This is a genomic window from Thalassolituus sp. UBA3500 (genome assembly GCF_002377545.1).
Taxonomy (GTDB): domain Bacteria; phylum Pseudomonadota; class Gammaproteobacteria; order Pseudomonadales; family Oceanobacteraceae; genus Thalassolituus.
The window spans coordinates 1-12,687 of the sequence record NZ_DFQB01000042.1; the positions used below are offsets into that span (position 1 = coordinate 1).

The following is a 12,687-nucleotide window of genomic DNA, read 5'->3' on the forward strand; positions in this document are numbered from 1 at the left end:
CCAACGATGAGGTCAGCCCGGGCCAGGTGCTCATCAAGGGCCGTCCGCGTTGAATACACCGTACTTATTCTGTTGCCGTATTGAGAATCGAGTTCGCGCAAACGATTCATGGAGGTATCCAGCACGGTCACGCGCGCGCCCATGCCCACAGCAACGGCCAGTGCATTACTGCCGACCACGCCGCCGCCAAGAATAATCACCTCGGCAGCTGGTACGCCAGCGGCACCTGAGAGCAGCACACCGCGGCCGCCAGCGGCCATTTCAAGGCTGTGCGCACCTGCCTGAACAGCCATACGTCCGGCAATTTCAGACATCGGCGCCAATAGTGGCAGCCGGCCCGCGCTATCAGTGACTGTTTCATATGCAATGCAGGTGGCGCCAGACGCCAGAAGATCATCGGTCAGCGGTTTCACTGGCGCCAGATGGAGGTAAGTGAATAGCGTATGCCTTGGTGTAAGTAACTCAACCTCGCATGGTTGCGGCTCTTTCACCTTAATAATGAGATCAGCAGAATCAAATAAGCCAGCGGCATCAGGTACGACTTCAGCACCACTGTTTATGTAGAGATCATCGGTAAAGCCTATGGCCTCTCCGGTGCCCGTCTCAACAAAGACATCATGACCCCGATGTACCAGCTCCCTGACACTGTCGGGCGTCAGCCCGGCGCGATACTCGTGATTTTTTATTTCTTTTGGTACGCCAACTCGCATAAATACGCCTCCTGTCGACTTACCATTCAGGATAGCAGCCCAACGGCCCAAGGTATCCAGTCGGGCCACAAATGCCACACATGCCGTTGCAAAAACACAACAGCCATTCCTGTTTGATCCCCTGCTGGCTGATGACAGTCATAATAAGCATTGAATGCGAACCATTATCTCTTGTACTATCACAAGCAAACCGCCGTATCCACAATAGCGTAGTATTTATGTCGACTCTTTTAAGTTTCACACGTCAATCACTTGGCCCTGTGGTAACCGCCTTTCTTGGTGGCTACCTGTTCACATGGGGCTTTGTCGCCCTGACCGTCACCTCCACAGTGACTCTCGGCTGGGGCTTCCACACCGCAGAACACACGGCCTTTCTGCTGGCCTTTCCTGTTTTTCTGCTTGTATTTTTCTGGCTGTTCTTAAGCCGTAAAACGCTGCTGACGCACGCAGTCGCCTATGGCGGAGGTGTCTTGATGACGGCAGCCTCTGTGTGGCTGCAATCAATGTTACTGGCGCAGGGGGCTTGAGTATGCAGTTTAATAGTACGCGCCAGGGTATGGCCTGGCTCCATACCTGGCTCGGTCTGATTCTCGGCTTTGTGTTGATGGTGTGTTTTTTCTTCGGTGCTCTGTCTGTATTTGATCGGGAGATTGATCGCTGGGCCATCCCAGAGACGCGCTTTGACCCACAACCTATGCCGTCTTTTGACAATCTCCTGATGGGTGTTTTCGAGCGTATTGAACCGGATGAAGCTGAGTACAAGCGTATGATGCCCGAATACCACGACGCCAGTGCCGGCGAGATGACGCCCCGCCTTGAGTTACCCGCAGATGAATATTGGGCTTACACTACACATCGTGATCCGGTACTACGCATGGGGGCGGGCTTCCGTGTTCCCTTCCCGGCGAACCCCGAGGGGCATAATCATATCCATGGTAATACGACCATCGATCCCAGAACCGGCGTCAGCGTCCCTGATCACCATTTAAAAATAGGCAGTGAGTGGTTCTACCCGCTGCACTACAGCCTGAATTTGAACTGGAATCGGATTGGCTTTTTTATCGTCGGAATCGCCGGCTTCTTCATGCTGGTTGCTCTTATTTCTGGCGTCTGGATACACCGTAAAATTTTCCGCGAATTGTTTACCTTTCGTCGCCACAAAAGCAAACAGCGCAGTATTCTCGATATGCACAATATGACGGGTGTAGTAGCACTTCCCTTTCATTTCTTTTTTGCCTTTACCGGCCTGATCATCTTCGTCGCCTTCTACTACATGCCAGTAACCAACACCATGCTGGAACCGCTACACAGTGCGCAGCAAGCAATAGAAGCGGAAGAAATGGGCCTCCCTCATGAGCGCGCTGGCATCCCTGCACCCATGGCCTCTGTCGATGCGATGGTGGCTGAAGCGAAACGTCGTTGGGCAGCAAGAGACATGGCTGGAGAAGTCGGCTTCCTGCAGATGCACCATGTCGGCGATCAGAATGCTTACGTCAGCATTTATCGTGCGGGCAGCGATCGCGTTGCCCTTGTTGGGGAAGGTATTCATTTTAACGGCGTTACCGGCGATGTTCTTCGCGAAGATCCACCCCATAGCCTTGCCGAATCTATTGGTGATTTTCTGGCTGGTCTTCACCTTCAGCATTTCGAGCATTGGTTCCTGCGCTGGCTCTATGTGATCGGTGGACTACTTGGCTGTGCGTGTATCGCCACAGGGTTCATGTTTTTTGTCGAAAAACGCAAACAACAGCATGCTAAATCCGGATCTCAGGGAAGCAGAATCGTCGATGCTTTTGCTGTTACAACCGTCACCGGTATGGTGATCGCTGCCATCGCCATGCTGATTGCTAACCGTATTATTCCGTCTGCGACCGAAGGCAAGGGTGATATAGAAAAACTCGTTTTCTGGTCTGTATGGGCGCTTTCGTTTTTGCACGCAATATGGCGCAGTGCTGCAGTCGCATTGGCGAAGACTAACCCCGCCTGGAGAGAGCAGACGGTGTTAATTGCACTACTGGGGGTTGTCGCGGTTATCGCAAACTGGATCAGTACCGGAGATCATTTAATTAAAACAATCTTTACCGACCCATATTGGGCCGTCGCCGGTGTCGACTTAAGCCTGCTGGCGGGAAGTTTGATTGCACTGCTCGCAGTGAAAAAAATGACCGCGACGCATGAAACAGAACGCAAACAGGAAACCAGCCAGAAAAAGCTAGCGACAGGAGAAGCCGCTTATGAATGATGCAATCTGGTTGATCATCGCCTTTGTATTGATGCTACTGGCAATGGGCTGGTTTGCGCTCTCTCTTAAGACGCACTGGAAACAGGTTATGAGCGGTAAGCCAGCCTCCCGCCTTTTACGGAGCCTCGGCTGGATATGTGTAGCTCTATCTGGTCTGGCCTGCCTTCAGGCTGACCATGCATCTATGGCGGTGCTCGTATGGATCATGCTTAGTGCTACGGCTGCTTTTATTGTTGGCCAGGTATTGAGCTACCGCCCCGGCCTGCTTAAGCCTCTCGCACTGTTCAGAGCATAGAAAAAATCGATTAAATGAATCCAAACTCAGTGCCGGCCCAGTATCCGGCCACTGAGAACAGAATCAGCGCCAGAATCAACATAACACCATCACGCGTACTCAAGCCGATAGCGGCGAAAATAATCGCAAGCGCAGGAATAGCGGCAGCCATAGGGATGAGTTCCAGAGGAATCATCAACAAACCAAAAATAACGCACAGCGCCGCGATTAAGCGACTGATCACAGGGCCAAACAAAAAAGTTATCCGCGGTTTAAAAAGTCGGTCAATGCGTTTGGTAATTGGCGTAATGTTATCAACGCCGTCGCTGAACCGTTCGCGGTCAAAATCTGCTTTGCGCAAGCGGGAAGGAATCCAGGGGTGACTCTTTCCAAAGACTTTCTGTATTGCAATGAGGGCAATCAAAATCCCACACAAGCTTGGTATACCAGGAATGGCGCCACTGGGTAGAAAAGCGATCAAGGCAGGTGCCATGAGCAGAGGACCAAAGCCCCGCCCTTCCAAAGAGCTGACAATATCCCCCAACGATATCTTGTCGTTATCAGTGTCATCACGCAATGTCGTCAGTACTGCGGTAATATCAAGTTGGTCAGGCACTCATATCTCCTCAAAGCCAGTGCTTAATCAATTAATTGTGCATTGAGCAGATGACATTAATATTGTTATTCCTGAGTTAAATACAGAGCATACTTTACTATGCGCGCAGTCAACTTCTCGCGCAACGACTTAGATTTAGTGAGCCTCATACGCTCCAATTCCGCTTCATAATCGGGTAGCTGAGTCGTTAAAGCGCGGTATAGCAATCGTATTTTACCGCGAGTAGACGCCGTCTCTTTCTTTAAGACTTGCAAAGCCTTAACCAAGCGCTGCTCTACCTGGGTAAAATCACTGCCAAGTGGGTAATCAATCAGACTTCCGTTACGGCGAAAAGCAGCAAAGCGCTTTTCCAGAGCCCCCAGAGTATTTCTTTGCCTGATCACATCCAGATTAAGCTCATTTGAATCAACAGACGAACCTAGCTTACCTGCTGCAACCGCACTCTCTTTCAGATTTGTAACAGCGTCCGATGACGATATACGGAGCATGCGCTTGATGCACTCTTCATCTGAGGCAAAGCGCAGATCAGCGATGCCGTATTCGGTGACGTAAATATCGCGAAGATGGCGCGGTATCGTCAGATTTGGCAGATCCCAGCGAATGTTACTTTCGGACTTTTCGCCGCGTACGGCATGAAACATAAGAACAGAACGAGCCTCGGGTAAATCAGCCGCCATTGAGACAAAGTTGTATTGGCCACCGACGCCAGACACTACACGGCCATCTGGCAATGTCTCTGAGGCGGCACCACCCAATGGCGTTGCCATCATACAGATATTCATAAACCGGGCGTGGCGTCTCTGCTGAACTTCAAGCTCGTAATCAGGGCCGGTAACCGAATTAATCCGACCAATGCGATCCATTTCAAGCGTATTTTCTTGGGCACCCTGCTCACCAACCCATTGATAAAAATCAGGAGAGCCGAGATAAAAACCGCCCCGAAGATACTTGCCTTCGGTTTCAATAACTTCTTTCTCGTCGGCGGATAATTCACCCGAATTGAGTTTGCGCATCAGGGCCAGGTCATCAACCACGCGCCGCTTCATGATGCCGTGTTCGACGAGCACCCTGAACCCTTCGTTCACCATTTCGCTACAACCGTATACTCCGGTTTGGAATGGCTCGCAGCCCCCGTACTCCCGCACCAGATCAGACGACAGAATGTCAGGGTTCAGCGCGTTAATAATCTTACGATAAAGTGCATTGTCCGTATGACGAAGCACCAGTGCGTAGCAAAGTGCATCCGCCAATGCACCAATGCCCACCTGTAAGGTACCGCCGTCTTTTACCAGCAGTGAGGCATAAAACCCGATGGCAAAATCACTGTCGGACACCGGCTGGCGAGGCAGTGCAAATAACTGGTCGTTTGTCGTGTCGACATCCAGAACCGTATCAAAGAAACCCGCCGGCATTTCTGCCTTACCTCCCACCCAGGGTAAATTTCTATCAACTTCGGCGACGCAATAGGGTCGGGGCTGGCCTGCCTGATGTATACGTTCAAGTACGTCCTGGGTCAGGTCGGTATTTGATGACAGTGAGTATCGACCACGGTCTTTACTGGCAACTCTCTGAAAAACAACGTTGATGCCTTTGGTCGAGAGCGCATCAGCGACTTCTGTATAATTGAGGCTGTTGTAATTCTGCTGCCCTTGCGGCGACTTAACGTAACTTCCCGGCTGAGTATAAAACTCTTCGACATGGATATTGTCTGGGAGCCTTCCCGCTTTCATGTCGTCTGCGTATTTCAGGCGCGGAAAGTTCTTACCGTAAAGGCGTTCAGTAAAGGGGGTGAGAAATCGGGATTCGAGATCCGAGGAGGCTTCAGGCGGATTCAACGAAAGTGCAGTGAATATGGTCAGAGACAAGTCATCGCGGCCTTTAACGGCATCATACAATGCGTTAATTAACCGGTTAGGTTTGCCCAACCCGAGAATGGTTGCCAGACGGATATCCGGCCCGCAGGTCTTGATGACCTGCTCGACCATTTCACCGTACGAAGAAAACTGCTGTGTCATATCGTCCATATCCGGGTTGGACTTTAACGAGCCGTCAGAGTTCAGCGACGCTTACGCGGCCCCGCTTTGGCCTGTACTCCGCCCTTGCGCTTGGCAGCACCCGACTTGGGCTTAAACCCAGGGCGCTGATGACGTGTTGAAGCCACTTCGTCTTCTGCTGGAATCAACGCATTCGGGCCACTACCAATAAGATCGGTGCGTCCAATACGCTTAAGCTCTTCTCGTAATGCAGGCCACCCTCGGGAGTCGTGATAACGAAGGAAAGCCTTTTGCAAGCGACGCTCCTCAAGCTTGCGCGGAATGTGCATTTTCTTCGATTTGTAACTCATGCGATGCAGTGGATCACGTTCTGAGTGATACATCGCCGTCGCGAGAGCCATCGGCGAAGGATAAAAGGTCTGTACCTGATCCACGCGGAATTTATTGCGCTTCAGCCACAACGCCAGGTTCATCATGTCTTTGGTTTCAGTTCCCGGATGCGCGGCAATAAAGTACGGGATCAGGTACTGCTCTTTGCCCGCCTCTTTCGAGAACTTATCGAACATGCGCTTAAAGGCGTCGTATGTGCCCATGCCTGGCTTCATCATTTTATTGAGCACATTCATCTCAGTGTGCTCAGGTGCAATCTTCAGATAACCGCCGACATGATGTGTCACCAGTTCACGCACGTACTCAGGATCTTTGACGGCCAGGTCATAACGAAGGCCTGAGGCAATCGCGACACGCTTGATGCCCGGCAAAGCACGTGCAGCGCGGTACAACTGAGTCGTCGCACTGTGGTCGGTTTTCAGGTTTTTACAGATCCCCGGAAAAACACAGCTCAAGCGGCGACAATTCTTAAGAATCTCCGGGCTCTTACAATTCAGGTGATACATGTTGGCGGTCGGGCCACCAAGGTCTGAAATAGTGCCGGTGAAACCCGGTACTTTATCGCGGATTTCTTCAATTTCGTTAATGACTGATTCCTGAGAGCGACTCTGAATAATACGCCCCTCGTGCTCAGTAATTGAGCAGAACGTACATCCACCAAAACAGCCACGCATAATGTTGACCGAGAAACGGATCATTTCGTAGGCCGGGATCTTAGCGTCTCCGTACGATGGGTGCGGCACACGTTGGTACTGAAAACCAAACACACTGTCCATTTCGTCAGTTTCGAGTGGAATCGGTGGTGGGTTTACCCAGATTTCACGCGTTCCGTGCTTCTGCACCAGTGGTCGTGCGTTGTACGGGTTCGATTCCTGATGAAGCACCCGCGACGCATGTGCATAGAGCGCGCTGTCGTTACGCACTTTTTCAAACGACGGCAAACGAATCACCGTGGTCTCAGGGTCAAGGTCAGCCTTGCGGTGCAGTGGCATGGGTACGATTTTCACCGGCATCACATCACTGTCTTCAGATTCTTCTTCTGCTGCATCACCATTGGTGCTGCACGACATCGTCTCCGTATCTTTCATTTCATACGGATTCGGTATCTCGTCAATGCGGCCGGGCCAGTCGATTCGTGTTGAGTCGACTTCAGACCACCCTTCTGGTGTGGCATCACGCACGATGGTGGTACCACGAAGGTCAGTGAGATCGCTTACATTGCGCCCCTGTGCCAGGGCGTGGGTCAGGTCAACAATTGCGCGTTCGGCGTTGCCGTACAGAAGGATGTCTGCCCCTGAATCGATCAGTACCGAGCGACGAACCTGATCACTCCAGTAGTCGTACTGAGCGATCCTGCGCAGGGATGCCTCAATACCGCCGATCACAATAGGCACATCTTTGTAGGCTTCACGGCACTTCTGTGAATAGACGATGACCGCCCGGTCTGGACGTTTACCCGGCTCACCGTGAGGCGTGTAGGCATCGTCAGAGCGAACTTTGAGGTCTGCGGTATAGCGGTTGATCATGGAGTCCATGTTGCCCGCAGTAATACCGAAGTAGAAATTCGGCTTACCTAGTTTGGTGAAGTCGTCAGGGTTGTTCCAGTCTGGCTGAGCGATGATCCCCACCCGGAAGCCCTGAGACTCGAGCATCCGCCCCATCACCGCCATGCCGAAGCTGGGATGATCTACGTACGCATCGCCCGTGACAAGAATGACATCACACGAGTCCCAGCCAAGCTGGTCCATTTCTTCCCGCGACATGGGCAAAAACGGTGCTGTGCCGAAACACTCTGCCCAGTATGGATAGTTAGAAAACAGATGATTTTCTTTCTGATTCGAAGGTAGAGACATGGAAACCGCTAAAGTTGACTGCTTTAGTGGGGGATTATCCCCAAACAGAGGCCCCGACTAAAGCGAAATCGTGTAAAACTGAACTCCGATGGTCTTATTCATCATCCTCACGCATGCGAGCGAGGCGTTCTTCCTCCTCCTCCAGCGCCGCCTTAATCGACAGGATCACGGAATCGACATCCGCAGACTCCGCGTCTTCTTCGAACACACCGGTCAGCTCCGTATCGGCAAGCAGCGCCCCGTCCTCGTATAAGGCCCACATTTCTTTGGCGTATCGGGTTGTCAGGAGGTCAGGCGCGAACTGACCATAATATTGAGTCATATTGCGCACATCGCGCTCAAGCATGGCGAAGGCATTGTTGTTGCCCGCAGCGTCGACCGCCTGAGGGAGATCAATAATCACCGGGCCATAGTCATCGACAAGCACATTGAATTCAGAAAGATCACCATGGACGATGCCTTCTATCAACATCAGTTTGATGGCGTCCATAATCTCCGCGTGATCCTCCAGCGCCTGCTCTTCCGACATGCTGACGTCATTGAGGCGCGGAGCCACGTTACCATCCTCATCTGCGACCAGGTCCATGATAAGAACGCCATTAAAACAACCATAAGGCTGAGGCACTCGCACGCCCGCAGCAACCAGCCGGTAAAGCGCATCGACTTCAGCGTTTTGCCATATTTCTTCCTGTTGCTTACGGCCAAAGTTGCTGCCTTTCTCCATCGCACGTCCGCGTCTGGAGTTACGCACGCTACGCCCCTCGCGATACTGTGCAGCTTTCTTGAAACTCCGTTTTGCTGAGTCTTTGTACACCTTGGCGCAGCGGATCTCATTCCCACACCGTACAGTATAAACCGTGGCTTCTTTGCCGCTCATCAGCTGTGAGATGACTTCATCGACAATACCGTCCTCGATCAGAGGAAGAAGGGAACTGGGTGTTTTCATCCGTTAACGCTTATCGATACATAGAATTCTTGTAACACGGAACATTCCGCCGCTATGACACTCATTTAATTAAACGCAGTACATCCTTGAACTCCGGCACCCGGCAGCTGCCGACAAGCTCGAACAGACACATTTCGACACTGGTTGGGCGAGCACCGGCATCCAGCATCCGATCAATCCCTAGCTGGCGGTTTGCAGATGTTCTTGACGACACACAATCAGTCACCACCTCAACCTTACGCCCAAGCTCAATAAGATCTCTGACTGTCTGGTAAACGCAGATGTGGGATTCTATACCGGCCACCAGCCAAGTATGAACACTACTCGCTTCAATCGCATCAACGAAACCCGGCTCACCACAGGCACTGAAGGTGTACTTTGGGATTGGCTCGCCCGGTATCAGTTCGGCTAACTCAGGCGAAGTCGCCCCCAGCTTTTCTGGGTTCTGCTCGAGCCAGAGAATCGGTAAACCAATCGCCTTAGCACCAGAAATCAGAGTTTTCAAAGAGGCATGCATTGCCTCGGAATCGTGCATCAATCGGGCTAACTTACCCTGAACATCAACAATGACCAGGCCGGTACGCTTGCGGTTGAGCATAAAAATTCCTTATTTCACAAATGGTTATAGTGACTACGATAGGAGCTGCACCAGAGTATCACCAATCATCGGCACTCCGCACCAAAACGAGCCGAATGAATAATCAAACACTCAATAATAATTCTCACTTTCACAAATAGAATCCGCTGTCTTTACGATATAAAACCCCGGAACCCCCTATAAAACCTGGTGTCGTCGAAATAATTCAACGCTAGAAATACGAATTGGCACGGTGCTTGTATTAAGCAATTCAGAACTTCAATGGCGAAGTTCGCAATTTTCAAATCAAGATTTACAAAGCAAAGGCGCTTTCGACTCCTGCTAATAGCAGTGCTGTCGTAGCGCCTTTTTTTGTTGCTTAAAAAGGGGAAGGAAATGCGAGGAATCAAAACTCTGCGCCGCACGTTTGTGAAAAGCGCACTGGTATTGGCCGCGGGTATGGCAACCATGTCAGCGCCACTGGTGTCCGCTGAAGAATGGGCAGAAAAAGAAGAACTGAAGTTTGGTTTTATCAAGCTGACCGACATGGCTCCTCTGGCCGTCGCCTATGAAAAAGGTTATTTCGAAGAAGAAGGTCTGTACGTCACTCTGGAAGCTCAGGCTAACTGGAAAGTCCTGCTCGACCGCGTTATCGATGGTCAGCTCGACGGTGCACACATGCTGGCCGGCCAACCTCTGGGCGCAACCATTGGCTTCGGTACTCAGGCACACATCATCACTGCATTCAGCATGGACCTCAACGGTAATGGCATCACGGTATCGAACGATATCTGGAGCCAGATGAAAGAACATATCCCGCACGAAGATGGCAAGCCAGTTCATCCGATCAAAGCAGATGCACTTAAGCCAGTCGTTGAGAAATATAAAGCCGACGGCAAGCCATTCAACATGGGTATGGTGTTCCCGGTTTCAACGCACAACTATGAACTGCGTTACTGGTTGGCAGCAGGCGGTATTCACCCTGGTTACTACGCACCGCACAAAGGTGACACCTCTGGCCAGATTGATGCTGATGCGCTGCTTTCTGTCACGCCACCACCGCAAATGCCTGCAACGATGGAAGCCGGCACCATTTACGGTTACTGCGTGGGCGAACCATGGAACCAGCAGGCTGTATTTAAAGGCATCGGCGTACCTGTTATTACCGACTACGAAATCTGGAAAAACAACCCAGAGAAAGTATTTGGTGTGAGCAAACAGTGGGCAGACAAATACCCAATTACTCACAAGAAAGTGGTTAAAGCGATGATTCGCGCAGCGGCATGGTTGGATGCTGACAACAACGCCAACCGCCCGGAAGCAGTAAAAATCCTGTCTAAATCTCAGTACGTTGGCGCCGACTACGACGTTATTGCTAACTCAATGACGGGCACCTTCGAATACGAGAAAGGCGATAAGCGCGAAGTACCGGACTTCAACGTGTTCTTCCGTTATAACGCGACCTATCCGTACTACTCAGATGCAATCTGGTACCTCACTCAGATGCGTCGCTGGGGTCAGATTTCTGAAGAAAAATCAGATGACTGGTTCATGGAAACAGCGAAGAAAGTTTATCGCCCGGACATCTACGCTTCTGCCGCTAAAGAGCTGATCAAAGAAGGCAAGCTTGATGCGAAAGACTTCCCGGATTTCGCTACCGAGACAGGCTTCAAACCAGCTCAGAAAGGCTTCATCGACAATATCGTCTATGACGGTAGCAAGCCTAATGAGTACCTGAAGAAGTTCGAAATCGGCCTGAAAGGCGCCGAGAAAATCTGATCTGTATACCCGGTCGGATGCAACAAAGTGGGTGAGGTTTTCCTCACCCACCCATTAAAAAGGGTCAACGGACTCAATAGTCCGGACCGAAGGAGTTTTTATGACTACTGCGCTGTCGAATATTGCCTGGATTTCACCCTTCGTAAGTATCGCGAAAGGCGAAGATGTTTCTGGAAATATCCAGACGATTATTAAAACTATTGGTCTGCCACTGGCTGGCTTATTGGTTTTTCTGATGATCTGGCAAGCCGCCGCCAGTAATATCAATACCTCTCTGGGGCAATTCCCCGGACCAGGTGACGTTGTTACCCAGACCAAAGGTCTGCTAACCGAACACTTTACTGAACGCGAAAAAGCAGACGCTTTTTATGAGCGTCAGGAAAAACGTAACGCTGCCCGCGTTAAACAAGACCCGACGTACGTTCCTAAAATCCGGGACTACACAGGTAAGCCAACCTATATCGACCAGATCGGAACCAGCCTTGTTACTGTATTGAGTGGCTTTATTCTGGCGTCTCTGATCGCTATTCCATTCGGTATCGTTATCGGACTGAGCGCCAACCTCTACAGCGCGTTCAACCCTGTTATCCAGATCTTTAAGCCAGTATCACCGTTAGCCTGGCTCCCTATTGTCACTATGGTGGTATCTGCTCTCTATGTATCAGACGATCCAATGGTACCCAAGTCGTTCGTGACTTCGATGATTACCGTCATGCTCTGCTGCCTGTGGCCAACCGTTATTAATACCGCAGTGGGTGTGGCTTCTATTCCAAAAGATCTCGTGAATGTGTCACAGGTATTGCGCCTGAGCTATATGGAGCATGTTCGTAAGATCGTACTTCCTTCATCCATCCCAATGGTATTTACCGGTCTGCGTCTCTCTCTGGGTATTGCCTGGATGGTACTGATCGCAGCCGAAATGCTGGCTCAGAACCCGGGTCTTGGAAAATTCGTCTGGGACGAGTTCCAGAACGGCTCTTCTGACTCCTTAGGCCGGATTATGGTCGCCGTTATCACCATTGGTTTGATTGGCTTCTTACTTGACCGCGTCATGCTGATGATTCAGCGCAAAGTGTCGTGGGATAAATCAGCGGCTACACGATAAGTACATAAAGGACAGAGGAGTTTCATTATGAACCCATTACTCGAACTATCAGATGTTGGTATCGAATTTCCAACACCGAAAGGTCCTTTCTGTGCGCTTCAGAATGTGAACCTGAAAATTAAAAAAGGCGAATTCATTTCGTTGATCGGCCACTCAGGCTGCGGTAAGTCTACCGTACTGAATATTGTGGCTGGGCTTTAT

General features: G+C 50.9%; 12 protein-coding genes. 6 read left to right on the plus strand and 6 right to left on the minus strand.

The genetic code is table 11. The annotated features are described in order from the left end of the window. The coding region (locus B2R29_RS10255) for an alanine dehydrogenase (RefSeq protein WP_301180981.1) at nt 1-710 on the minus strand (710 nt) is incomplete at its 3' end. Between the two features lie 71 nt (nt 711-781). On the opposite strand from B2R29_RS10255, the gene B2R29_RS10260 reads away from it, so the two are divergent. Genes B2R29_RS10260 through B2R29_RS10270 form a run of 3 tightly spaced genes read left to right on the plus strand, consistent with a single transcriptional unit; the run spans nt 782 to nt 3,247 of the window. Beyond that, nucleotides 782-1,237, plus strand: a complete 456-nt coding sequence (locus B2R29_RS10260) for a hypothetical protein (protein ID WP_301180982.1) — start codon at nt 782-784, stop codon at nt 1,235-1,237. A gap of 2 nt (nt 1,238-1,239) precedes the next feature. Continuing rightward, nucleotides 1,240-2,952, plus strand: a complete 1,713-nt coding sequence (locus B2R29_RS10265; RefSeq protein ID WP_301180983.1) for a PepSY-associated TM helix domain-containing protein — start codon at nt 1,240-1,242, stop codon at nt 2,950-2,952. Further along, on the plus strand, nt 2,945-3,247 hold the full coding sequence (locus B2R29_RS10270) for a DUF3325 domain-containing protein (RefSeq protein WP_301180984.1): 303 nt from the start codon (nt 2,945-2,947) through the stop codon (nt 3,245-3,247). Before B2R29_RS10265 ends, B2R29_RS10270 begins: the two co-directional genes overlap by 8 nt. Before the next feature lie 10 nt (nt 3,248-3,257). On the opposite strand, the gene B2R29_RS10275 is transcribed toward B2R29_RS10270, so the two are convergent. From B2R29_RS10275 to B2R29_RS10295, 5 genes are all read right to left on the minus strand, one after another. Beyond that, entirely contained in the window at nt 3,258-3,842 is a 585-nt protein-coding gene (locus B2R29_RS10275) for an exopolysaccharide biosynthesis protein (protein ID WP_301180985.1), read from the minus strand. A 65-nt stretch (nt 3,843-3,907) separates the two neighbouring features. Beyond that, the gene (locus B2R29_RS10280) at nt 3,908-5,857 is read right to left on the minus strand and encodes an acetyl-CoA hydrolase/transferase C-terminal domain-containing protein (RefSeq protein ID WP_301180986.1); all 1,950 of its coding nucleotides are present in this window, start codon (nt 5,855-5,857) and stop codon (nt 3,908-3,910) included. A gap of 41 nt (nt 5,858-5,898) precedes the next feature. Further along, nucleotides 5,899-8,079 (minus strand): YgiQ family radical SAM protein, encoded by a 2,181-nt coding sequence (locus B2R29_RS10285; RefSeq protein WP_301180987.1) that lies wholly within the window; start codon nt 8,077-8,079, stop codon nt 5,899-5,901. A 94-nt stretch (nt 8,080-8,173) separates the two neighbouring features. Continuing rightward, complete coding sequence (locus tag B2R29_RS10290; protein ID WP_301180988.1) at nt 8,174-9,025, minus strand: PA4780 family RIO1-like protein kinase; 852 nt, start codon at nt 9,023-9,025, stop codon at nt 8,174-8,176. A 61-nt stretch (nt 9,026-9,086) separates the two neighbouring features. Continuing rightward, the gene (locus tag B2R29_RS10295) at nt 9,087-9,623 is read right to left on the minus strand and encodes a hydrolase (protein WP_301180989.1); all 537 of its coding nucleotides are present in this window, start codon (nt 9,621-9,623) and stop codon (nt 9,087-9,089) included. 438 nt (nt 9,624-10,061) lie between these two features. On the opposite strand from B2R29_RS10295, the gene B2R29_RS10300 reads away from it, so the two are divergent. The 3 genes from B2R29_RS10300 to B2R29_RS10310 all read left to right on the plus strand — a co-directional run. Next, on the plus strand, nt 10,062-11,381 hold the full coding sequence (locus B2R29_RS10300) for a CmpA/NrtA family ABC transporter substrate-binding protein (RefSeq protein WP_301181072.1): 1,320 nt from the start codon (nt 10,062-10,064) through the stop codon (nt 11,379-11,381). 100 nt (nt 11,382-11,481) lie between these two features. Next, nucleotides 11,482-12,486, plus strand: coding sequence for an ABC transporter permease (locus B2R29_RS10305; RefSeq protein WP_301180990.1), 1,005 nt, complete (start codon nt 11,482-11,484; stop codon nt 12,484-12,486). Between the two features lie 27 nt (nt 12,487-12,513). After that, a partial coding sequence (locus B2R29_RS10310) for an ATP-binding cassette domain-containing protein (RefSeq protein ID WP_301181073.1) occupies nt 12,514-12,687 on the plus strand: 174 nt, incomplete at its 3' end.